The sequence below is a fragment of the Actinomadura formosensis genome (assembly GCF_050948385.1).
In the GTDB taxonomy this organism is placed as follows: domain Bacteria; phylum Actinomycetota; class Actinomycetes; order Streptosporangiales; family Streptosporangiaceae; genus Spirillospora; species Spirillospora formosensis.
Genome location: NZ_CP192011.1, coordinates 6,805,259 through 6,827,102, shown reverse-complemented (window position 1 = coordinate 6,827,102; position 21,844 = coordinate 6,805,259). Strand labels below are relative to the sequence as shown.

Annotated in this window: 20 protein-coding genes and 1 tRNA gene; 14 read left to right on the top strand and 7 right to left on the bottom strand. The window is 70.0% G+C overall.

Annotated elements, in window-relative coordinates; genetic code table 11:
* The first annotated feature begins 678 nt into the window (after nucleotides 1-678).
* On the top strand, nucleotides 679-1,494 hold the full coding sequence (locus ACQP1N_RS31995) for a hypothetical protein (protein WP_067792598.1): 816 nt from the start codon (nucleotides 679-681) through the stop codon (nucleotides 1,492-1,494).
* A gap of 482 nt (nucleotides 1,495-1,976) precedes the next feature.
* On the opposite strand, the gene ACQP1N_RS31990 is transcribed toward ACQP1N_RS31995, so the two are convergent.
* Complete coding sequence (locus ACQP1N_RS31990) at nucleotides 1,977-2,450, bottom strand: hypothetical protein (protein WP_433227975.1); 474 nt, start codon at nucleotides 2,448-2,450, stop codon at nucleotides 1,977-1,979.
* Between the two features lie 9 nt (nucleotides 2,451-2,459).
* Nucleotides 2,460-2,693, bottom strand: coding sequence for a hypothetical protein (locus ACQP1N_RS31985; protein ID WP_067792595.1), 234 nt, complete (start codon nucleotides 2,691-2,693; stop codon nucleotides 2,460-2,462).
* Nucleotides 2,694-2,936: 243 nt separating this feature from the next.
* Between ACQP1N_RS31985 and ACQP1N_RS31980 the strand changes: the two genes are divergently transcribed.
* The 3 genes from ACQP1N_RS31980 to ACQP1N_RS31970 all read left to right on the top strand — a co-directional run bounded on the left by ACQP1N_RS31980 (nucleotide 2,937) and on the right by ACQP1N_RS31970 (nucleotide 4,684).
* Nucleotides 2,937-3,224 carry a hypothetical protein gene (locus ACQP1N_RS31980; RefSeq protein WP_067792591.1) on the top strand — a complete coding sequence of 96 codons (288 nt, stop codon included), beginning with the start codon at nucleotides 2,937-2,939 and terminating at the stop codon, nucleotides 3,222-3,224.
* Between the two features lie 4 nt (nucleotides 3,225-3,228).
* A complete protein-coding gene (locus ACQP1N_RS31975) occupies nucleotides 3,229-3,705 on the top strand; it encodes a NucA/NucB deoxyribonuclease domain-containing protein (RefSeq protein ID WP_067792588.1) in 477 nt (158 codons plus the stop codon).
* 82 nt (nucleotides 3,706-3,787) lie between these two features.
* Entirely contained in the window at nucleotides 3,788-4,684 is an 897-nt protein-coding gene (locus ACQP1N_RS31970) for a hypothetical protein (RefSeq protein WP_131732405.1), read from the top strand.
* A 13-nt stretch (nucleotides 4,685-4,697) separates the two neighbouring features.
* On the opposite strand, the gene ACQP1N_RS31965 is transcribed toward ACQP1N_RS31970, so the two are convergent.
* A complete protein-coding gene (locus ACQP1N_RS31965) occupies nucleotides 4,698-4,829 on the bottom strand; it encodes a transposase (RefSeq protein WP_084262313.1) in 132 nt (43 codons plus the stop codon).
* 120 nt (nucleotides 4,830-4,949) lie between these two features.
* On the opposite strand from ACQP1N_RS31965, the gene ACQP1N_RS31960 reads away from it, so the two are divergent.
* Nucleotides 4,950-5,582: a hypothetical protein gene (locus tag ACQP1N_RS31960; RefSeq protein ID WP_433232895.1), complete on the top strand. Its 633-nt coding sequence runs from the start codon at nucleotides 4,950-4,952 to the stop codon at nucleotides 5,580-5,582.
* Nucleotides 5,583-5,677: 95 nt separating this feature from the next.
* On the opposite strand, the gene ACQP1N_RS31955 is transcribed toward ACQP1N_RS31960, so the two are convergent.
* Nucleotides 5,678-5,763 (bottom strand) — tRNA-Leu (locus ACQP1N_RS31955).
* Nucleotides 5,764-5,887: 124 nt separating this feature from the next.
* Between ACQP1N_RS31955 and ACQP1N_RS31950 the strand changes: the two genes are divergently transcribed.
* The gene (locus ACQP1N_RS31950) at nucleotides 5,888-7,198 is read left to right on the top strand and encodes a M20/M25/M40 family metallo-hydrolase (RefSeq protein ID WP_433227973.1); all 1,311 of its coding nucleotides are present in this window, start codon (nucleotides 5,888-5,890) and stop codon (nucleotides 7,196-7,198) included.
* 190 nt (nucleotides 7,199-7,388) lie between these two features.
* On the opposite strand, the gene ACQP1N_RS31945 is transcribed toward ACQP1N_RS31950, so the two are convergent.
* Entirely contained in the window at nucleotides 7,389-7,574 is a 186-nt protein-coding gene (locus tag ACQP1N_RS31945) for a DUF5703 family protein (protein WP_067792576.1), read from the bottom strand.
* A 243-nt stretch (nucleotides 7,575-7,817) separates the two neighbouring features.
* On the opposite strand from ACQP1N_RS31945, the gene topA reads away from it, so the two are divergent.
* The 8 genes from topA (at nucleotide 7,818) to ACQP1N_RS31905 (ending at nucleotide 19,095) form a co-directional block, all read left to right on the top strand.
* Nucleotides 7,818-10,508, top strand: a complete 2,691-nt coding sequence (gene topA, locus ACQP1N_RS31940; RefSeq protein WP_433227971.1) for a type I DNA topoisomerase — start codon at nucleotides 7,818-7,820, stop codon at nucleotides 10,506-10,508.
* A 28-nt stretch (nucleotides 10,509-10,536) separates the two neighbouring features.
* A complete protein-coding gene (gene tmk / locus ACQP1N_RS31935) occupies nucleotides 10,537-12,606 on the top strand; it encodes a dTMP kinase (protein ID WP_433227970.1) in 2,070 nt (689 codons plus the stop codon).
* A gap of 18 nt (nucleotides 12,607-12,624) precedes the next feature.
* Nucleotides 12,625-13,764: a DNA polymerase III subunit delta' gene (locus tag ACQP1N_RS31930; protein WP_433227969.1), complete on the top strand. Its 1,140-nt coding sequence runs from the start codon at nucleotides 12,625-12,627 to the stop codon at nucleotides 13,762-13,764.
* 126 nt (nucleotides 13,765-13,890) lie between these two features.
* Nucleotides 13,891-15,597: a S8 family peptidase gene (locus ACQP1N_RS31925; RefSeq protein ID WP_433227967.1), complete on the top strand. Its 1,707-nt coding sequence runs from the start codon at nucleotides 13,891-13,893 to the stop codon at nucleotides 15,595-15,597.
* 123 nt (nucleotides 15,598-15,720) lie between these two features.
* Nucleotides 15,721-16,200: a low molecular weight protein-tyrosine-phosphatase gene (locus ACQP1N_RS31920; protein ID WP_067792563.1), complete on the top strand. Its 480-nt coding sequence runs from the start codon at nucleotides 15,721-15,723 to the stop codon at nucleotides 16,198-16,200.
* Nucleotides 16,201-17,043, top strand: coding sequence for a fructosamine kinase family protein (locus ACQP1N_RS31915; RefSeq protein ID WP_433227965.1), 843 nt, complete (start codon nucleotides 16,201-16,203; stop codon nucleotides 17,041-17,043).
* Between the two features lie 175 nt (nucleotides 17,044-17,218).
* The gene (locus tag ACQP1N_RS31910) at nucleotides 17,219-18,199 is read left to right on the top strand and encodes a hypothetical protein (RefSeq protein ID WP_433227963.1); all 981 of its coding nucleotides are present in this window, start codon (nucleotides 17,219-17,221) and stop codon (nucleotides 18,197-18,199) included.
* A 65-nt stretch (nucleotides 18,200-18,264) separates the two neighbouring features.
* Complete coding sequence (locus ACQP1N_RS31905; protein ID WP_067792711.1) at nucleotides 18,265-19,095, top strand: regulatory iron-sulfur-containing complex subunit RicT; 831 nt, start codon at nucleotides 18,265-18,267, stop codon at nucleotides 19,093-19,095.
* A 5-nt stretch (nucleotides 19,096-19,100) separates the two neighbouring features.
* Here ACQP1N_RS31905 and ACQP1N_RS31900 read toward each other — a convergent pair whose 3' ends face one another.
* Both ACQP1N_RS31900 and ACQP1N_RS31895 read right to left on the bottom strand, forming a co-directional pair.
* Entirely contained in the window at nucleotides 19,101-20,222 is a 1,122-nt protein-coding gene (locus tag ACQP1N_RS31900) for a hypothetical protein (protein WP_433227962.1), read from the bottom strand.
* A gap of 145 nt (nucleotides 20,223-20,367) precedes the next feature.
* Nucleotides 20,368-21,777 (bottom strand): MFS transporter, encoded by a 1,410-nt coding sequence (locus tag ACQP1N_RS31895; RefSeq protein WP_433227960.1) that lies wholly within the window; start codon nucleotides 21,775-21,777, stop codon nucleotides 20,368-20,370.
* Nucleotides 21,778-21,844 lie beyond the last annotated feature (67 nt).

Sequence of the window (21,844 nt, the reverse complement as noted above, 5' to 3'; positions counted from 1 at the left end):
ACGGCGCCACGGATGGACGCGGCTCGCTCGTCGCCGGTTGTCGTGGCCATCACTTGCACGATAACTACAGAGCACGACGAAGCCAGTGAAGACCGGGACATACCAGGGACCCGAACCCCCATCGCTCTGACCTGCGGTTTAGCCGCCGACATCAGAAGCCAAACCCATGCAAACGCAAAAACGCCAGGTCAGAGACCTGGCGCTTCGACATGTGTTTGTGTCCGAGGACGGATCAAGCCCGTCCTCCCTAGTCAGATACCCTCTGCGTGTCGCTCTACCGTTTTCAGTGGCACTGTAACACCGTCATACGCGGCGGCGTCATATCTTGAAGTCCACCTTGGTTCCTTGGGAGCTATCGGAGACAGCTAGGTGAAAGCCTGAGTGGGGAACTCCTCCCGGCTACCCGACCTTCATGTTTCCAGACCAAGCCGCACCGCCCGCGATCAGGACGTGATCATCTACCCATCAGTGCTGCTGGGAAAGATGCTGAGCACGGGATGGCTTCTTTACAGTTCTTTTATGGCCGGGGATATAGGCTATCTCCGTAGCCGTCAGGTTGACGGAAGGGGGAACGCGTTGACAGGTTCGCATCGCGCACCCGACTCGCTTGCTTTTCGTGTGCTGCGACGGACTCTGTGGCCTCCGGAGCATTCTAACCGGCCCCCTCCCTTCTGGAACATGCCCTTTTTTCAGAGGAGGTTCTTCCCCGACAGGCCCTCCCTCTTTCCCAACAGGATTTATCCCCTGCTGGGCCTGGGGTACTTCGCCGTATTCGCCCGGTGGCCCCTTTATCCGATCGGGGCGTACTACATCTTCCGCAGCGCCCGCCTCGTGACCTGGTTTCTCTTTCTCAAGGGAGCCGCGCAGATTGACGACCGGCCTTTGGGGATAGTCAAGAAGTTGCGGGTGTGGACAGCGCTCCTAGTGCCGCTCGTGATTGCTGCGGTCACTGGAAGTGGGGTGGCCGGGCAACTCGCCAAACACCTATTGATCTATTCCGTGTCCCCCGCGCTGTTTGTGCTTAGCGCGCCGCTTGTTGTCATGATCGTCATCGGCTGCGCGCAGCGCGATGCGCGCTCGGCCATGCGGACGGCTGTGCGCACCCCGCTGTGCAAACTACTCTGCTACCTCGGCACAGTGGCCCTCGCCTTCACCCTCTTCGCCGCCTTGCCCAGCGACGTGGACCTGGATGATGCCGGCTGGGCGCTCCTGGTGAGAGTAGCGGCGTTCGTGTGGGCCCTGTCGGTGCTTCTGTTCGCCACGCCCAGGGTGATGCGGACCGGCTTCGGCCTGGGCGCGGTACACCCCGTCCTCCCGCCCGTGTTGGCCAGTGTTCTGACCTTGGAGTGCGCTGCTCTTTTCGGACTGCCCAGCGGGCCATGGCCGATCACATGCCTGCTACTTCTCTGCGGCCCGGGCTTGGTGATCGCCATCTCGTGGTGGGAGATCCACCGGCTGCGGATCCTCTACGGGGTCACCCTGCGGGGCGGCTGAAAAACCCGACAGGCCCCGGCAACTGCCCTCTTACCGCAGGCACATTGAACCGAGCTCATGGCCCATACTGCGATTCCCCTGAGAACGCAGGAGGTTCAAAATCGTGGACGCGCCATGGCTGAGCCTGGCGGGGCGGTCCGGTCCGCGCAAACGGCGGTTGCTGACTCGCCAGGGCACACGGGCGGCGGCTCCCGACCTGGTGCGCCGGCCGTTCACCGCCGTCGCGCCCGACCTGCCTGCGGGGCGGGGACATGACACAGATCGAGGAAGGGCCTTGAGGTGTCATCGACCTCTGATGCGACAGGTAGGTAACCAACTTCCTGTGTGTTCAGACCTGTGCTGGCTTGAGCGCAGAGTCATTCATGTCTTGCGCTCGGGCTTGGACCAGTTGGTTTGTGAATGGTTGGGGAAGATTGAGTTGGCGCTCTCGGCGAGACGGATCGCCTTCGAGGGCTCGTAAGGTCAAATGTTCGACGGAGCGCTCAATCCCTTGTGGCGCCAGTCGGCCAGATGGCTCGGACGGGTCTATTGAGGTCGTGGGCGGCTTGGACGACGTCGGCGGTCCCGCCGTAGCCGCGTGCGGGTTGGCCGTCCCAGACGGCCCAGATCTCGTCGGCGAGGGTCAGCATGTGCTGGCTCGCGGACATGTGGGCTTCGCTGGTGGACTCGGTGAAGGGCATGCGGTGCACCTGCGTGGCTTGGGCGAGGAGCTTGTGGTATTCGGCGTGGTGCTCTTCGGGTAGGCCGGCGAGGTATTGCTCGGCTGGGACGATGACCTCGATCTGGCCGCCGTGTGCGAGGACGGCGCGGGCGAACAGGGTGTCGGCGCCGTCGGCGAGGCAGGTCAGGCCGGTGATGTCCGCGGTGATGGGGGAGAGGGCTTCGTCGAGTGCTTCGGTTACCAGGGTTTCGGTGGCGGGAGGCAGGAGGCGGTGGCCGGAGATGGCGATGCGCAACGGGTTCTCCTAGAGCAGGGTTGTCCTGAGGCGGTCGTCAAAGCGGGTGACGGTGGGTGCGGTCGTGGGGGCGTTGCTGTAGCGGAACTGGCGGGCTTGTCTGATGATGCGTTCGGAGCCGTAGGTGATGCCGGTGTTGAGGGCGTCGAGGGCGAGGGCGAACGCCTCGTCGGTTTCGCCGCGTTGGCAGGCTGCGGTCGCTACAGCCGCCGGGTGGCCCGACTGCCCGGCACCGGCCAACAAGGACGCGATCCACTACGTGCGGACCTACTCGTGCTCGCACGTGAATCAGATCGGCGTCTTCGTGGAGGCCGACAACACACCGGAGATCCTCGGCACCGCGAACACCGACTCGGCGTTCGAGGAGCAACTGGACCCGGCCTCCCGCCAGTGGAAACGCACCGTCTACTTCCGGACCAACTTCGTGACCGGCAAGCTGATCGAGAGCCTGCTCACCGCGACATTCTCGATCGACTGCGACGGGGCGTGCGGCACCCCCTGCCCAAGACCTTCATCGCCCAGAAGGGCGTGGTGCAACAGCACGAGCACTTCATGGAATCGACCGGGTCGTCGATCACCTTCCCGCAGCCGCAAACCAAGATCCAGTTCGCCTACCCGGGCGCCATCATCCAGGGCTCGGACGGGAAGGCGACGCACCTGGGCCCGCCCACCGGTGTCCACTGCGACAGCCTCACCGACGCCATCTCCACCGGGAAGCCGGGCTGCGTGTTACTGGTACACCCCCACCTACACAGTCGAGTACGGTGCGGATGAGCGGATGCCGACCATCGCGGAGAACATCCTGTTCGCGCAGCTGGCGCTGCGCAGCCGCCCCGGCTTTCCCGGCACGGGCATCATCCCAGGCGGTCAGCCCCTGATCCGCGGCCCGGCGCGGATCGCTGACCCCAAGGACGGTGTGGTGAAGAACTTCGACTACCTCAGCCGCAGCGTCTCCTGCCCCAGTAGCCTCCCCAGGCCGGAGGGTCAGACCTGCGACGAGTACCCCTTCGCCTCGACCTGGCAGGGCGCCGAATGGGTACCGGCCGACCAGTGGAGCTGCCGGTTCGTCCCCAAGGCCGAACAGGACTACCAGGGCGCCGACATCCGCAAGTTCCACGACGAGAACCGGCTGTGGCGCAACCCCACCGGCAAGGTCACCGACACCACCGGGCGTCCGCAGGGCTCCTACTGGGTGTGGGTGTCCAACGCGCCCACCACACCACCGACCTTCACCCAGTGCCAGAACCACATGTGACAACAACCCGCTACACCGGCCGGCCGACGGGGCACGTACTCCGTCGGCCGGCCATGCCCCGAGAGAAATACGATCTCAGAACATGAATGACCTCTATCCGATGGATGTCAGCCTCAAGGAACGTCATCGCCTAGTCGGTCAGCTGGACAACAGCAGCCAGTCCCTGCGTGAGGGCGGCGACCCGGCCGAAGCCGACGAATACAGCGCCATCTTCCACGAGCTGTGGGAGCACACCAGCCACCGCACTATCGAGCTACCCGAGGAAACCACCGTCACGGTGGCACTGACGCCCGACCACTGGTCGCTGCTCGCCGAACTCCTCGACGTGTCGGCCTTCCAACTCGCCAGCCGAGACCCCGAGGACGCAACGCTCGCCCGGAGCCTTCGTGACCGCATCCGCGAAGGGCTCGGCGACCACCTACCCGCGCCCCCGCAGCCCTCAGCGCCGCAACACCACACCACCAGCGTCCACATCGACGAACTGGGCTGCTTCGCACTGTTCGCGGCACCAGGCACCGATCACCCTTTCCCGGTCAGCGCATACCGCTTCGACGACAACACCTGGCTGGATGAAGGCAACGGGCTCGCCGTCCGCTCCCACATCCTCACCGGCACCCGCAACGGCGCCGTCGACCTCACCGCCGAACTCCTGGACGGCCCCCCACCACTGGAGACCGATCCCTGGGACGACATCGCCGAATACTCCTGGGCGTTCCCCACCATCGATGTCCCTGGCCCCCCGCCCACGACGGGCACGCTCCGGGCCGCCGCCCCCGGACACCAGGCCGTCACCCTGATCGAGTTCGACCGGGTCTGGCCGTCCACGTGCATGTACCGGACCCGGGTGAGCGTCCAAGGCCGCGACGCCGGCACCGACGAGCAGCACCTAGTCCAACTGTGGCGCGCGCCATCAGCACCCGAAAAGCTGATCAAAGCAACCGACCTGACCGGCCACCGCCGCCGCGCCGGCAAACCATAGGCAAGGCGGTGTTCTAGGCCTGCCGGATCCAGGTCCGCAACGCCTCACGATGCACCCCGAGCTGGTCGGCCACCCGGGCGATCGACCCGGTCCTCTCACCCGTCTGCTCACGCAGCTCAGGGGAGTACTTCCTCGGGGGTGCCATAGCCCCTCACCTTTCCAGGTATCAGGGCCTCCACCCAACCTGGGGCGCTCCAGGATCACGTCCGCGGAAAACGTGAGGTGCCCCCGGAGGGATGTGAGACAGACTTCAAGGGTGATTGAGATGCAGCCGGTCTTGGAGGTGTACGGGTCAGAGGGCTTCACGCTCTGGCCGGTCGCTCGGTCGGAGCCGTTCAGGTACCTGCCGCTCAGCGGCACACTCTCTCCGGTCGAGGTCGGCACGGCGGTGATGGGGATCGCCGAAGCCAACGATATCGATCCCGAGGACGGTCGTCCGCGGCGTCCGGCCGATCCGCTCGGGGCCTTCCTGCATGACCTTCTCACCATGGAGCCGCTCTTCGCGCCGGGCGGGTTGCGAGTCATCGACACTACGACGGGCACCACCCTGCTGCCCGGCTGCTGCAGCGGGATCGAGGACTGGCGCGAATGGTGGAGCGTCCTCGACGGCCATGCCTCGAGCGGCTTCCTCGGACACGATCCCGATCCATGCGGTGAACTTCACGGCGACATAGTCCGCATGATCGTCGACGCCGAGCGCGATGACAGGCCGATGATCGAGTTGCCCACCGCCGACCTGCGGCGTCTGTTGGCCGGCGTGGAACGCGACCTGATCGCCTTCCACCGACTGGCCGCTTCATGGGCCGAGCGGTACGTTCCCGACCGCGCCGCCCCGCTCGCCGCCGCCCTCGCCCGCGCACTGGACGTTCCGCCCGAAGGCTCGCAACGGGTCTCCTGAACGTCCTGGTGCTCTGGGACTCGGCACCAGTACTCCGCCAAGCGCAGAAACCACAAAGTGGGACAGATGTGAACCTGTCCCACTTTGTCGTGAAGTGTCCGAGGGGGGACTTGAACCCCCATGCCCCGTAAAGGGCACTAGCACCTCAAGCTAGCGCGTCTGCCTATTCCGCCACCCGGACTCGGTCGCAGGCCGCGGTGCTGCCGCGGCGGGGTTCACTGTACCAAAGGTGGGGAGTCGCGGCGAAGTCGATCGTCGGGGACCATGGGGCGGGTAGGGGAGGACACGAGGCGAAGGTGATCACTGTGGCCCACCAGCCGACCGCTGAGGACGAGGTCGTCAGGCTCTGCCAGGAGCTGATCCGGATCGACACCAGCAACCCGGGCGATCATTCGGGTCCGGGGGAGCGGGTGGCGGCGGAGTACGTCGCGGAGAAGCTCGACGAGGTCGGGCTGGAGACGCGGATCTTCGAGTCGCACCCGGGACGGGCCAGTCTCGTCGCGCGGATCGAGGGGGAGGATCCGGGACGGGACGCGCTGCTCCTGCACGGGCACCTCGATGTCGTGCCGGCGCGCAAGGAGGACTGGACGCGGGATCCGTTCGGGGGAGAGATCGCCGACGGCTGCGTCTGGGGACGCGGGGCCGTCGACATGAAGGACATGGACGCGATGATCCTCGCCGTCGTCCGGCAGCGGTTGCGGGAGGGGCGGAGGCCGCCGAGGGACGTCGTGCTCGCTTTCCTGGCGGACGAGGAGGCCGGTGGGCAGTGGGGCGCGCACTGGCTCGTGAAGGAGCATCCGGAGTTGTTCGAGGGGTGCACCGAGGCCGTGGGGGAGGTCGGCGGGTTCAGCCTGACGGTGCCGGGGGACCGGCGGATGTACCTCATCGAGACTGCGGAGAAGGGCATCGCGTGGATGAACCTGACCGCCAGGGGGACGGCCGGGCACGGGTCGATGGTGCATCCGGACAATGCGGTCACGGCGGTGGCGGCGGCGGTCGCGCGGCTGGGGTCGCATGAGTTTCCGGTGCGGCTGACGAAGTCGGTGCGGGCCTTCCTGGAGCGGGCGTGCATGGCGTACGGGGTGGAGTTCGATCCGGAGCGTCCGGAGAAGTGCCTTGACCAGATCGGGCCGCTGGCGCGGATGATCGGGGCGACGCTGCGGAACACGCTCAATCCGACGCGGCTGGACGCGGGGTACAAGACGAATGTGATTCCGCAGACCGCCACCGCCCAGGTGGACGGCCGGTTCCTGCCCGGACACGAGGAGGAGTTCTTCGCGGCCGTCGACGAACTTCTCGGGCCGGACGTTCGGCGTGACTTCGTCCACCACGACCATGCGCTCGAGACGGACTACGAGGGGGCCCTCGTCGCGGCGATGGAGGCGGCGCTGATCTCGGAGGACGAGGGAGCGCTGCCGGCGCCGTACTGCCTGAGCGGCGGGACGGACGCCAAGGCGTTCGCGCGCCTCGGAATGCGCTGCTTCGGCTTCGCGCCCCTCAGGCTGCCGCCGGAGCTGGACTTTTCCGGAATGTTCCATGGCGTTGACGAGCGCGTTCCGGTGGACGGGCTGCGCTTCGGCGTCCGGGTTCTCGACAAGTTCCTTGATCGTTCCTGAATTCGCCATCGCCGATGCGTTCGGTGGCGTTATCGTTACCGCTCGCTGAGGACGGTTCGGTGGTCGCTCGGCTGCGGGTGGCACGGTTCGCCCGTCGTGGACGAGGCGTCCGGCCGGGCGCCGCTGGAGCGGGCGTGACGCGACGATGCGTCATGACGTTCGTACCTGGTGCTACGCTCCGCCGGGACGGTCAGAACGTGCGGACGGCGCGGATGACCTTGCGGCGGAGCTGAATACGGCGGCGTCCATCCGGGTAGAGGCGCAAGCGATCGATTTCCCAGCCGCCGCGTTCGGCGTGCTCGGTCAGGATCTGCCGGGCCGCATCACGCGTGGTGCCGCGCGGCAGTGACAGGACGAGGTAGGTGTACTCCGCCATTGCGACCATTATTACTTGGTCTACCGTGCATGCGGCACCGTACCGTGGCGTCCCGGTCCGCGCGGTGTGCGGCGGCATGTCATCCTGTCGGAGGCGTAAAGCGGTGAGGATCCCGTCCCCTGATGGGGGCGGCAACGATGATCGAGGAGCGCGCGGGCATGAACGCGCCGTCCTGCGGCGTTGTAGGAAGCCGGTAAGAAAGAACCTGTGTAAGAGGACCAAGACAGCGAGGTTGGAGCGACTGTGCCAGCCAAGAACGGCACCGCGAACAGTGGCCGGGGCAACGGTGCGGGGACGCGCCTGGTGATCGTCGAGTCGCCCGCGAAGGCGAAGACGATCGCGGGCTACCTGGGCCGCGGCTACATCGTGGAGTCCAGTATCGGCCACATCCGGGACCTCCCGGGTAGCGCCTCGGAGGTGCCGGCCAAGTACAAGGGCGAGCCGTGGGCGAAGCTCGGCGTGAACGTGGAGCGCGAGTTCGAGCCGCTCTACGTGGTCAACTCCGACAAGCGGCAGCAGGTGCAGAAGCTGAAGAAGCTTCTCGCCGAGGCCGACGAGCTGTACCTCGCGACGGACGAGGACCGGGAGGGCGAGGCGATCGCCTGGCACCTCCAGGACGTGCTGAAGCCGAAGGTCCCCGTGCACCGGATGGTCTTCAACGAGATCACCAAGGACGCGATCCAGCGCGCCGCCGCGAACCCGCGCGAGCTGAACATGCGCCTGGTGGACGCGCAGGAGACGCGCCGCATCCTGGACCGCCTCTACGGGTACGAGGTCAGCCCCGTCCTGTGGAAGAAGGTCATGCCGAAGCTGTCGGCGGGCCGGGTGCAGTCGGTGGCGACGCGGCTGGTGGTCGAGCGGGAGCGGGAGCGGATCGCGTTCGTCCCCGCCCACTACTGGGACATCGCGGCACAGTTCGACACCGGTGCGGACGAGGAGCCGAAGGTCTTCAAGGCCGGGCTCGTCAGCGTGGGCGGCAGGCGCGTCGCGCAGGGCCGCGACTTCGCGTCCGACGGCACCCTGAAGACGAAGGACGTGCTGCACCTGGACGAGCCCGCCGCGCGCGCGCTGGCCGAGCGGCTGCGCGGCAGGCCCTACGAGGTCGCGTCCGTTGAGCGCAAGCCGTACACGCGCAAGCCCTACCCCCCGTTCCGGACGACGACCCTCCAGCAGGAGGCCAGCCGCAAGCTGAACTTCTCCGCGAAGTACACGATGTCGGTCGCGCAGAAGCTGTACGAGAACGGCTTCATCACCTACATGCGCACCGACTCGATCACGCTGTCGGAGACGGCGATCACGGCGGCGCGCAGGCAGGCGGCGTCGCTGTTCGGCGGCGAGTACGTCCCGGACAAGCCGCGCGTCTACGCGTCCAAGGTCAAGAACGCGCAGGAGGCGCACGAGGCGATCCGCCCGGCGGGCGACACGTTCCGCACCCCGGCGGAGACGGGGCTGAAGGGCGACCAGTTCCGGCTGTACGAGCTGATCTGGAAGCGGACGATCGCCTCCCAGATGAAGGACGCGGTGGGCCAGTCGGTGTCGATCCGCGTCGCGGGGCTGTCGACCCGCGGCGAGCGGGCCGAGTTCGGCGCCACCGGAAAGACGATCACCTTCCACGGGTTCCTGAAGGCGTACGTGGAGAGCGCGGACGACCCGTCCACCGACCGGGACGACCAGGAGCGGCGGCTGCCGAACCTGGCGGAGGGCGACGCGCTGACCGCGAACGCGGTGGACGCGGAGGGCCACTCGACCCGCCCGCCGGCCCGCTACACCGAGGCCAGCCTGGTCAAGGAGCTGGAGGAGCGCGAGATCGGGCGGCCGTCGACCTACGCCTCGATCATCGGGACGATCCTGGCGCGCGAGTACGTGTTCAAGAAGGGCACGGCGCTCGTCCCGTCGTTCCTGGCGTTCGCCGTGGTCAACCTGCTGGAGCGGCACTTCGGCAACCTGGTCGACTACGACTTCACCGCGCACATGGAGGACGGTCTCGACGAGATCGCGCGCGGCAACGCCGGGCGCGTCCCGTGGCTGAACCGGTTCTACTACGGCGACAACGGGGCCGAGGGCCTGAAGGAGCTGGTCGGCGACATCGGCGACATCGACGCCAAGGGCATCAGCTCGTTCCCGATCAGGGGCACCGACATCGTGGTCCGGGTCGGGCGGTACGGCTCGTACCTCGACCGGGACGGCGCGCGCGTCAACATCCCCGACGACATCGCCCCGGACGAGCTGACCGCCGAGAAGGCGGAGGAGCTGTTCGCGCAGCCGTCCGGCGACCGGGATCTCGGCACCGACCCGGCGACCGGCCACACGATCGTGGCCAAGTCGGGACGGTTCGGCCCGTACGTCACCGAGATCCTGCCGGAGCAGCCCCCCGCCCCCGAGGGCAGGAAGCGGACGAAGAAGGCGGACGCCCCCAAGCCGCGCACCAGTTCGCTGTTCAAGTCGATGTCGCTCGACACGATCACGCTGGACGACGCGCTGAAGCTGCTGTCGCTGCCGCGCACGCTGGGCGAGCTGGACGGCGAGCCGGTGACCGCGCAGAACGGGCGGTTCGGCCCCTACATCAAGAAGGGCGCCGACAGCCGTTCGCTCGGCTCGGAGGAGGAGCTGTTCACCGTCACGCTGGAGCGGGCGAAGGAACTGTTCGCGCAGCCGAAGCAGCGTGGCCGCCGGGCCGCGGCGGCGGCGCCGCTGCGTGAGCTGGGCGTCGATCCGGCGAGCGAGAAGCCGGTGGTGGTGAAGGAGGGGCGGTTCGGCCCGTACGTCACCGACGGCGAGACGAACGCGAGCCTCCGCAAGGGCGACGAGGTCGAGTCGATCACGATTCAGCGGGCCGCGGAACTGCTCGCGGAGCGCCGGGAGAAGGTGGCCGCGGGCGGCGCCAAGAAGAAGACGGCAACCCGCCGCCGAACCTCCGCGAAGTCCGGTTCATAAGGACATCGGCGCCGATACCCTGACCGACATGACCAGAACGGGCGCACCCCGGCCGCACCCCGCAGCGTCACCGCCGCCGGGCGTTTCGTCACTTCCGCCGATCGGACCGTTCCGGCGGCTCCGGACCGCGCTGTCGCTGGCCGGTCTCGCGCAGTGGCTCACCGTCCCCGCGCTGACCGCGATGGTCGCGATGCTGACCCGCGACGAGGACCTCGCCGTGCGCGCGCAGGCGATCGGCGGGACGCTGGCGCTGATGCTGCTGCCGGCGGTGCTGCTCGCCCCGCTCGCGGGCCTGCTCGCCGCCCGCGTCGACCGCCGGCTCATGCTGCTGATCGCCGACGTGCTGCGGCTGGTGATCATCGTGACGGTGCCGCTGGTGGACCTGGCGGCCTGGACGCTCGCCGCCGCGTTCCTCGTCGGCTGCCTGAGCCTGCTGTGGGTGTGCGCGGCGCGCGCGGCGCTGCCCGCCCTCGTCCCGGACCCGGACGGGGAGCCGGGCGCGCACCGCACCGCCACCCGCGTGATCTACGGCCCGGCCCCGGCCGCCGCCGTGCTGTTCGCCGTCCTCGCGCTCATCGCGGACGGGACGCTCGGCCGCGGCTCCCGCGCCGACCTGGCCCTCTACGCGGCGGCCGGGATCTTCGCCGTCTCGGCCGCGGCCGTCGCCGCGGTCCGGGAGATCCCGGTCAGGGCGATGCCCGCGGTCCCGGCCCCGCTGAGGCTGCTGTTCCAGGGGCCGGGGACGGCCGCCGCGCGCGGCCTCGGGCTCGCGATCGCCGGGGCGTTCCTGGCGGGGGGCGCCGTCGCCGCCGTCGCCCGCGTCCACACCGGCGTGCTGGGCGGGGGAGACGCCGGCTACGGCACCGTCCTCGCCGGGCTGGCGATCGGCTTCGGCTTCGGGGTGTTCCTCGGCCCCCGCGTCCTCGTCCCGTTCAGCCGCCGGCGGCTGAACGGCCTCGCCGTGGTCGCCGCCGCGCTCGCGCTGGGCGTGCTCGCCCTCGTCCAGAACCTCGTCGTCGTCGTGTTCATGACGGCGTTCCTCGGCGTGTTCGCCGGTGCCGCCTGGTCGACGGCCACCACCGCGGTGACCGACCCCGACACGCCGGAGGACGTCCGCCCGCCCGCCTACCTGCGCTCGGTCGCGCTCGTCACCGCGCTGGTCGCGTTCCTCGCCGCCCCGCTGGTCACCGGGGCAATCGGCACGCACCGCATCGACCTCGGCGACGGCGGCCACGACTTCGCGGGCTCCAGCGCGGCGCTGCTGATCGCGGCCGCCGGCGCCCTGCTGTCCGGGCTGCTGGCCTACCGGCGGGCGGACGACCGGCGCGGCATCCCGCTCGTCCCCGACCTGCACGCGGCCCTGCACGGCGAGATCTACACGCCGCCGGAGCAGGCCGCCGCCGAGCCCCAGCCCGTCCACCGGAACCGCGGCGTGCTCATCGCGTTCGAGGGCGGCGAGGGAGCGGGCAAGACCACGCAGGCGCGGCTCGCCGCGATCTGGCTCCGCGACCACGGCTACGACGTCGTCACCACGCACGAGCCCGGCGCCACCAAGATCGGCATGAGGTTGCGCGCGATGCTGCTCGACCGCGACACGACCGGGCTGTCCGACCGCGCCGAGACCCTGCTGTACGCGGCGGACCGCGCCGACCACGTCGCCAACGTGATCAAGCCGGCGATGGACCGCGGCGCGATCGTCGTCAGCGACCGGTACGTCGACTCGTCCCTCGCCTACCAGGGGTTCGGGCGGCGGCAGCCGGTCGAGGACATCGCCCGGGTGAACGCGTGGGCGACCGGCGGTCTCGTCCCGGACCTGACCGTCCTGCTGGAGATCCCGCCGGAGGCGGGGCTGCGGCGGCTGCCCGCGCCCGCCGACCGGATCGAGTCGGAGCCGCAGGACTTCCACGAACGCGTCCGCGCCGGGTTCCGCGCCCTCGCCGAGGCCGACCCGGACCGGTACCTGATCCTGGACGCGAGCCGGCCGCAGGGCGAGCTGAGCCGCGAGATCCAGTACCGGATCCGCGAGATCCTCCCCGACCCCGTCCCGGCGGGCACCGAGGACGCCACGAGCACCTTCCCGGCCATCCGGGACGCCTGACCCCGTTAGCCTCTATCCATGAGCGTGTGGGATGACCTGGTGGGGCAGGAGCCCGTCGTCGCGCAGCTGTCGTCGGCCGCCGAGGGGACGGGCGGGCTCGCGCACGCGTGGCTGTTCACCGGTCCTCCCGGAGCGGGGCGCTCGGCCGCCGCGCGGGCGTTCGCGGCGGCGCTGCAGTGCGCGCAGACGCCGCGCGGCTGCGGGCACTGCGCGTCCTGCCACCAGGTGCTGCAGGGCACGCACGCGGACGTGGAGGTCGTCCGCCCGCAGGGCCTGTCGTACGGGGTGAAGGAGGCCCGCGCGCTGGTGCTGCGCGCGTCGTCGTCCCCGTCCGGGGGCCGCTGGCAGATCGTCCTGTTCGAGGACGCGGACCGGGCGACGGAGGCGGCGGCGAACGCGCTGCTGAAGGCGATCGAGGAGCCCCCGGCCCGGACGGTGTGGCTGCTGTGCACGCCGTCCCCGGACGATCTGCTGGTGACGATCAGGTCGCGGTGCCGCCTGGTGACGCTGCGGACGCCGCCGATCGACGCGGTCGCGGACGTCCTCACCCTGCGCGACGGGGTGGACCGTGAGACGGCGGACGTGGTGGCGCGGGCCGCGCAGGGCCACATCAGCCGGGCGCGGCGGCTGGCGACCGATCCGCGGGCGCGCCGGCGGCGCGCGGAGGTGCTGGCGGTGCCGCGCCGGCTGACGGCGGTGGGCCCGGCGGTGGCGGCGGCGGAGGCGCTGGTCTCGGCGGCGAAGGCGGAGGCGAAGGTGCAGACGGAGGAGCTGAACGAGGCGGAGACGTCGGCGCTGCGGCAGGCCCTCGGTGAGAGCGCCAAGGGACGGATGCCGAGGGGCACGGCCGGGGCGCTCAAGGACCTGGAGGCCCGGCAGAAGTCGCGTGCCACACGGCTGGAGCGCGACGCCCTCGACCGGACGCTCCTCGACCTCGCGTCCTATTACCGGGACGTGCTGACCCTCCAGATGGGGGCGGGTACCGACCTCGTCAACACCGAGCTGGGCCCGGAGCTGCGGACGGCGGCGCAGAACGGCGGCCCCGAGAACACCCTCAAGCGACTGGACGCGATCATGGCCTGCCGGAAGCGGCTGGACGCGAACGTGAACCCGCTGCTGGCGGTCGAGGCGCTCACCCTGGCGCTCCGCACCGGCTGACACGGCTTACAAGAGATCTCCCTATTCGTTATACAACCGTACGCAAGACTCAATAGTCGCTCCCGTACCTTCGGCAGGCTTGTGCCCCAATCCCGGGCTAGCTCCCCCACTGCCAGGAGGTCAGCTTTGCGGCGAGCCTTGATTTCCGCCGCGTGCGCCGTCACCACCATGACGGCGCTCGCGGTGCCAGCATCAGCGGAACCACAACCCGCGCAGGCGAAGGGTCAGGTGTCGGAGTACGTCGTCCTTTACAAGGAGCACGTCTCTCTCGGCCAGGCTCATCACGCGGTCCAGGCGGCCGGCGGCAAGGTCGTCCACGAGAACCGTGACGTGGGCGTCGCGACCGTCCGTTCCGACAACCCCGAGTTCATCCACGCGGTGATGAAGCAGCGCGCGCTTGAGGGCGTCGCGCACAACCGGATCATCGGCGAGGCGCCGAAGCCGGCGAAGGCGAAGACGAAGGTCTCGAAGGTCGAGCAGATGACCGGCACCGGGAAGACGGTGTCGGCCAAGAGCGCCTCGTCGCAGGACGGCGAGCCGCTGGCCGATCTGCAGTGGGACATGAAGCAGATCCACGCGACGCCGGACGGCTCGTACAAGAAGGAGCCGGGCGACAAGCGCGTGCTGGTCGGCATCCTCGACACCGGCGTGGACGGCGACCACCCGGACATCAAGCCGAACTTCAACCGCAAGCTCAGCCGCAACTTCACCCAGGACATCCCGACGGATGCCGACGGCAACGAGCTCGACGGCCCGTGCGAGTTCACGTCGTGCGTCGACCCCAACGACTGGGACGACCGCGGCCACGGCACGCACGTCGCGTCCACGATCGCCTCGCCCCGCAACGGGTTCGGCATGGCGGGCGTCGCGCCGAACGTGTCGATCGTCAACCTGCGCGTCGGCCAGGACTCCGGTCTCTTCTTCCTCCAGCCGACCGTGGACGGCCTGACGTACGCGGCCAAGAACGGCATCGACGTCGTCAACATGTCGTACTACATCGACCCGTGGCTCTGGAACTGCGAGAACAACCCCGCCGACAGCCCCGAGAACCAGCTCGAACAGCGCACGATCATCGAGGCGACGCAGCGCGCCCTGGACTTCGCCCACGACCGGGGCGTCACGCTGGTCTCCGCGGCGGGCAACGACTACGTCGACTACACGAAGACGAACCTGGACGCGACCAGCCCGGACTTCCCGTCCGTGCCGGGTGAGGCGCCGTACGACCGGACGGTCCCGGCGAGCTGCGTGTCGATGCCGTCCGAGGGCGAGAACGTCATCCCGGTCTCGGCGACCGGCCCCAGCACCCGCAAGTCGTACTACAGCAGCTTCGGCAACGGGTACGTGGCGGTGGCCGCGCCCGGCGGCGACAAGGTCGACAACGCCGCCAGCCGGCCGGACGACCGCGGCGGCGTCTGGGCCGCCTACCCCGAGCGGCTCGCGAAGGAGCGCGGCGAGCTGAACCCGGACGGCACGCCGAAGGTGTCCTACGTCATCCGCAGCTGCAAGGACGGCAAGTGCGCCTACTACTCGTCGCTGCAGGGCACCTCGATGGCCTCGCCGCACGCCGCCGGCGTCGCCGCGCTGATCGTCAGCAGGTACGGGCACCCGGACCGCCGGAACGGCGGCCTGACCCTGAACCCGGACGTCGTGGAGCGCGCGCTGCTCGGCACGGCGACCCCCAAGGAATGCCCGAGCCCGCGGACGTTCGTGTACGAGTGGTACACCTCGTCGGGCGCCAAGCGGACCTCGACGCAGACCTGTGAGGGCTCGAAGGAGCAGAACGGCTTCTTCGGCAACGGCATCGTGGACGCGCTGAACGCCGTCCGATACTGACGCCACCCGAAGGCGGCCCTCCGACCGGTCACGGTCGGGGGGCCGCCCCCTTTTCCCGGGACGGTGCTCCGGGCGTGGGCACCGTCATCATCGAGCTTCGGCCGGCTCGGGCATGATGGGGGCATGTCGTACCGCGTCACGTTCGTCTGCACGGGCAACATCTGCCGCTCCCCGATTGCCGAATGGGTGCTGCGCCACCACGTCGAGAACGAGGGGCTGGACGTGGAGGTCGACAGTTCGGGCACCGGCGGCTGGCACGTCGGCAACGAGGCCGACGAGCGGACGGTCGCGACGCTGGAGCGGGCCGGCTACCGGTCGGCGCACATCGCCCGCCAGTTCGCACCGTCCTGGTTCGGGCGGTACGACCTGATCCTGGCACTGGACGAGGGGCACCTGCGGGCGCTGCGCTCGATGGCCCCGGACGAGGGGGCGCGCGGCAGGATCCGGCTGCTGCGCGAATTCGACCCGGACGCGGACGGCGACCTCGACGTCCCCGACCCGTACTACGGTGACCGCGCCGACTTCGACCTCGTCCTTGAGCAGGTGGAGGCGGCGATGCCCGGCCTCCTGGAGGAGATCCGCACCGCGCTCAAGGAGGGCTGAGTGCGCGACCGGCTGGAGCGGCTCCTCGGCACCGGGGTCGGCGAGGTGCGCGACCTCGGTTCCAGCCATTCCTGGACGCTGCACCGGGCGTCCCTGGCCGACGGCCGCGAGGTGTTCGTGAAGGCGGCCGCCGGCCAGGCCGGCGTGTTCGCGGCGGAGGCCGCCGGGCTGCGCTGGCTGGGCGAGGCGGGGCCGGGCACGCCCGTCCCGGACGTGGTCGCGGCGGACGATCACATGCTCGTCCTGCCGTGGCTGCCGGCCACGCCGCCGTCCCGGCAGGCCGCCGAACGCCTCGGCCGTGAGCTGGCCGCCCTGCACACCCGCAACCGCCCGGATGCCTACGGCGCGCCCTGGGACGGCTTCATCGCCGACCTCCCGCTCGACAACACGCTGGACGACCGTGACTGGCCGGCCTGGTACGCCGAACGCCGCCTGGAACCGTTCCTCCGCCGCGGCGCGCGGCACCTGCCGTCCGCCGACATCCGTCTCATCGAGCGCGTCATGTCGGACATCGCAGACCTGGCCGGGCCGCCGGAACCGCCCAGCCGCATCCACGGTGACCTGTGGTCGGGCAACATCCAGTGGACGGACGGCCGGGCCCTCCTCATCGACCCCGCGGCGCACGGCGGCCACCGCGAAACAGACCTCGCCATGATGGCCCTGTTCGGCACGCCCCACCTCGAAACGGTGCTGTCCGCCTACGACGAGACGGCGCCCCTGGCGGACGGGTGGCGGGCACGCGTCCCGCTGCACCAGCTGCATCCCCTCCTCGTCCACGTGGCCCTGTTCGGGACGTCCTACCGCTCCTCCCTGGTGGAGGCGGCCCGAGCCTGCCTCGGTTGAGGCGGTTCGCCGTGAGGAGCCGGGGCGTCCGTTACCCTGCGTCTCGCAGCCCGCGGCCGTGCCGGGCTCGCGGGTTCGCGTCGATGTGGTAACTCCCGCTTCATGGGCTTTTGTGGCGATGTAAATGATGGAGATGAGATAGAAACGACGCGATACCCCAAGAGTGGACAGGTAGGTGCAGAGCGAACCCATGGACGACGGCAGGCGCGAGGACCAGGGGACACGTCTAGGCTCGTGGAAGAGCCTGATCCCGCTCACCGCGGCCGCGACCGCGGCGCTGTTCATCGGCGGGGGCGTCGATGTGGTGCACCGCCACCAGCGCGCCGCCAAGGAGGAGCACGAGGCCAAGCCGGCCGCGAAGGCCGAGCACACCGACCCGCGGTTCATCGTCGGGATCACCCGGCCGGGCACCGCGCTGCTCGTCCGTGACGCGCACACCGGCGCCGACGTGGGCGTCCCCATCGCACCGCCGCAGGGCCGCCGCTTCCACCGCGTCGCCGCCGCGAAGGACGGCTCGTACATCGTCGCGTCCTACGGCGGCGGCAAGGTGACCTTCCAGCGCCTCCACCTGGGCGACGACGGACGTCCGCAAGACCTCAAGGACATCCCGAAGGCCACCGTCCCCGGCGCCTCCACCGCCTGGTCGGACATCGCCGTCACCCGCGACCGCATCGCCTACGTCACCTACAAGGGCAAGAACGGCCGCGTGGACGTCCTCACCCTCGGCACCGGCGCCCACAAGGCATGGGCGACCAAGGCGCCCGGCCGCGTCGGCAGCCTCTCCTGGTCCGGGGCCACCCTCGCCTTCGTCTGGACCCCGGCCGGCTCGTCCAAGCCGCAGCTCCGCACCCTCGACACCAACGGCGCCGCCGGAGACCTGAAGCTCAGCAAGGCCGTCATGACACTGCCCAAGGGCAGTGCTAACGCCGTCCTGACCAAGGACGCCGTGGTCGCCGGCACGGTGACGAACTCCGAGCTGACCCTCCAGGGCTTCACCCTCACCGGCAAGCCCACGAAGGTCCTGTGGCGCCAGAAGGTGACGGGCCCGCTGACCGACCTCGACACCGGCCGGTCCCTCCTCGCGACCGCCGGCGACCTTTACGCGCAGGGCGTCCCGGCCGTCCCCGGAAAGGACCTCGCCGACGCCACCTGGTGACGCGTGCGCCCGACGGACTAACGTGGGGCCACAGGAAACCGGGCGAACGGAGCGAAACCGTGGGCATGGTGATGGCCGTCAGCTTCACCCGTTACGGCCGGCTCTACTACCTCGACCCGGGCCCGCACTCCCCGGGCGTCGGCGACAAGGTCCTCGTCCCCACCGACTCCGGCCCCGAGGTCGCCGAATGCGTCTGGGCCCCGCAGTGGGTGCCGGAGGACATCGGCGGCCTCCCCGAATGCGCCGGCCTCGCCACCGACGAGCACCTCGCCCGGGACGAGGCCAACCGCCGCCGCCGCGCCGAGGGCCGCTCCATCGCCAAGCGCCTCATCCGCAAGCACGACCTCCCCATGAAGGTCATCGGCGTCGACTACCTCGACGCCGACAACATCTTCAAGATCTACTTCACCGCCCCGAACCGTGTGGACTTCCGCGCCCTCGTCCGCGACCTGGCCCGCGGCATCAAGGCCCGCGTCGAACTCCGCCAGGTCGGCCCCCGCGACGAGGCCCGCCTCCAGGGCGGCATAGGCCCCTGCGGCCGCGACCTCTGCTGCGCCACCTTCCTCAAGGACTTCGAACCCGTCTCCGTCCGGATGGCGAAAGACCAGGACCTGCCCGTCAATCCCCTCCGCATAGCCGGCGCCTGCGGCCGCCTGATGTGCTGCCTCAAATACGAGCACCCCCTCTACATGGAGTTCAAGGAGAAGGCGCCGCGCCTCGGGGCGCGGGTGAGCACGCCGGAGGGAGAAGGGCAGGTCATCGGTTACAACGTGCCCGGCGACCGGGTGACCGTGAAGGTGGGGTCCCGCCGCTGCTCGTGCCCGTCCGCCTCGGTCTGCTCGCCTCGCCGGCAGCACGACGCCATGTACGGCCCGGGCGACGGCCACGCGACCTGACCGGCTCACCGGGTGGACAGGATCGCGCCGTCCTCATCGTTCATGCCCGCGACGAGGAAGCGTGTGCCGCCCGGCATCCGGGCGAAGGCGCGCACCTCGAAGAAGCCGAAGCGGGGGGCGCGGATCCTGGTCCGGGTCCAGGCGCCGTCCGGGGTCCGGTGGGCGAGCGCGGAGTCGTAGGCGTTGACGTCGGTGGAACCGATGAGCCATACGCCGCCGTCCGGGTCGATGATCGGTGCGGCGAACTCGTTGAGCCGTCCCGTCCTGTCCATGAGGCTTTCGGCGGTCCAGCGGCCGCCTTCGGGGTCGCCGTGAACGAGCAGGGACGTCAGATCGGGGCCGCCAGGTTCACCTTGGGGTGAACCACTTTGGGGTGGACCACCCCGGAACGGACTGCCGCCGCCCTCGGCGGTGATCCAGATCCCGGTGTCCGTAGTGGTGATCTCCATGAGGTGATGCGTCTTGCCGGCGGGGAGGACACCGTCCAGCGGGACGGCCTTCCAGACGGTGCCGTCGTAGCGGTACAGCTTTTCCTCGAAGGTGAGCGCCCAGATGTCCCGGGCGGAACGGGCGCTGGTGCGTGAGATGAGGAACGGCAGCCCGCTCCTCGACCACCCTTCCGCCGTGCGGCTCCAGACCGTTCCGGTGGCGGACGGCCCGGAGCCGTAGACGCGGACGTCCTGCGGGGAGAACACCTCCATGGTCGTCACGGTGAAGCCGGGGAGACGCTGGGCGACCGTCCAGCGGGCACCGTCCCAGTGGAGGACGGCCGAGTCCGGTTCGCCGGAGGTCACCGCCCACACGTCGGACGCCGAGGACGCCCCGGCCGCCAGGATCGCGCCGCTCCGTCCGCCGGGAAGGTCGACCTTGCTCCAACTCCGGCCGTTCCAGTGCCTCGCCACCGGCCACCGCGTCGTGTCCGCCGGGCCGCGCCCGCCGAACACCCACACGTCATCGGGGCCGATCGTGACCACCTGGGGATCGACCCTTACCGACGCGTCCTCGACCTCCACCTGCCATGGAGCGACCTTCGTCCTCCACAGATCAGGCCCGGCGGCGGGGCTCCCGCAGCCCGCGGCGACGACGAGCAGCAGCACAGCACAGGTTTTCGGCAAGCGGAATCTCATGCGCCCTCCAGACAGAACGATCGCCTCATCCTGCGGCGCACTGATTCGCACCGGATGGGTCCTTCTACCTAGATCTCGTGGGCCTCGTACTCATCCGGAACCGGGCCCGGCGACGCCGGCTGATCTCACCGTGTGCCGACCCGGCTCACCGGCGCGGGAGCAACTGCGCAAGGGCCGCGGTAGCCACGCAGAAGGCAATGAGCGGGACGAGGGACGCCCGGAAGGCGTCCGGAACGCCGCCCGCGGCTCCGTAGAAGACGATGCCGACCACCGCGACGCCCAGGGCGTTGCCGACCTGCTGGGCCGTGGCCAGGACGCCCGAGGCCGAGGCCGCGTGCCGGTCCGTCACCCCGGACAGCACGAGCGCGGACAGCGGCGCCACGACGAACCCCATGCCCGCCCCGGCCAGGGCCAAGCCCGGGATGAGCCAGGCGATGCCGTGCCCCAGGGCGTCCATGAGCAGCAGGCAGCCGGCCGCCTGTATCAGCGCGCCGAGCGCGAGGACCTGCCGTCCCAGCCGCGCGGCGACGGCCGTGGCCCGGGTGGACGCGGCGAGGTAGCCGGCGCCCAGGGCGACGAACAGCAGGCCCGACTCCAGGGCGCTGAGCCCGCGTCCCTGCTGGAGGTAGAGGGCGAGGTAGAGGAAGAAGGACGCCATGGCCAGCGTGTAGACGAGGGCGAGGCCGCTGCCGACCCGGAACGCGGGCTCGCGGAACAGCGCGGGCGCGACCAGCGGTGCGCCACCGCGCCGGTCGAGGCGCCGCTGGTGCACCGCGAACGCGGCCAGCAGGACGGCCGCTGCCGCGAGCGACTCCCACGTCCACGCCGGCCAGCCGAGCCGGCGTCCCTCGATCAGCGGCAGGACGAGCGCGACGAGGCCGAGCGTGACCAGGACGGTTCCGGCGGCGTCCAGACGGGTGTTCCGCGCGGCGGCCTGGGACGGGACCGTCCGGCGGACCAGCGCCAGTGTCACCGCGCCGACCGGGACGTTGATCAGGAAGATGCTGCGCCACCCGCTGCCGAGCACGTCGGCCTGGATCAGCGCACCACCGATGAGCTGCCCGAAAACGCCGCCGAGGCCGAGCGCCAGCCCGTAGGCGGTGAACGCGCGGGTGCGCCGCTCGCCGGTGAAGGCGGCGTTGATGATGCCGAGGACCTGCGGCATCAGCAGCGCCGCGGCGATCCCCTGTACGACCCTGGCGGCGATCAGCGTGCCCGGGGACGGCGCGACCCCGCACGCGAGCGACGCGGCGGTGAACACGGCCAGGCCGAGCGCGTACATCCGGCGGCGTCCGAACAGGTCACCGAGCCGTCCGCCGGTGATGAGCCCGCCGCCGAGCGCCAGCCCGAACCCGGCGACCACCCACTGGATCGCGGTCGTGCCCGCACCCAGATCGGCCTGGATATCAGGAATCGCCACATTGACGATGAAGAAGTCGAGCGTGGTGATGAATATGCCGGTGAGCAGCACGAGCAGCGTGCCGGTGGACGCGGCGTGCGGCCGCGCGGCCTCCCCGGGACGGCTTCCCGCCTCCGGAATCGCGGTGTGCGACATGGTCCCCCTCGGATCGTCGGGCGTTCCCCGACGATCGCGTGAGGGAGGTCGTGAAGGCGATAACGCG

Coding starts and splice junctions, on each gene's coding strand:
- ACQP1N_RS31905 (WP_067792711.1), top strand. CDS start 18,265: ATGGTGATGGCCGTCAGCTTCACCCGTTACGGCCGGCTCTACTACCTC.
- ACQP1N_RS31975 (WP_067792588.1), top strand. CDS start 3,229: ATGCCGACCATCGCGGAGAACATCCTGTTCGCGCAGCTGGCGCTGCGC.
- ACQP1N_RS31945 (WP_067792576.1), bottom strand. CDS start 7,574: ATGGCGGAGTACACCTACCTCGTCCTGTCACTGCCGCGCGGCACCACG.
- ACQP1N_RS31930 (WP_433227969.1), top strand. CDS start 12,625: ATGAGCGTGTGGGATGACCTGGTGGGGCAGGAGCCCGTCGTCGCGCAG.
- ACQP1N_RS31900 (WP_433227962.1), bottom strand. CDS start 20,222: ATGAGATTCCGCTTGCCGAAAACCTGTGCTGTGCTGCTGCTCGTCGTC.
- ACQP1N_RS31920 (WP_067792563.1), top strand. CDS start 15,721: ATGTCGTACCGCGTCACGTTCGTCTGCACGGGCAACATCTGCCGCTCC.
- ACQP1N_RS31970 (WP_131732405.1), top strand. CDS start 3,788: ATGAATGACCTCTATCCGATGGATGTCAGCCTCAAGGAACGTCATCGC.
- ACQP1N_RS31960 (WP_433232895.1), top strand. CDS start 4,950: ATGCAGCCGGTCTTGGAGGTGTACGGGTCAGAGGGCTTCACGCTCTGG.
- ACQP1N_RS31995 (WP_067792598.1), top strand. CDS start 679: ATGCCCTTTTTTCAGAGGAGGTTCTTCCCCGACAGGCCCTCCCTCTTT.
- ACQP1N_RS31895 (WP_433227960.1), bottom strand. CDS start 21,777: ATGTCGCACACCGCGATTCCGGAGGCGGGAAGCCGTCCCGGGGAGGCC.
- tmk (WP_433227970.1), top strand. CDS start 10,537: ATGACCAGAACGGGCGCACCCCGGCCGCACCCCGCAGCGTCACCGCCG.
- ACQP1N_RS31965 (WP_084262313.1), bottom strand. CDS start 4,829: ATGGCACCCCCGAGGAAGTACTCCCCTGAGCTGCGTGAGCAGACGGGT.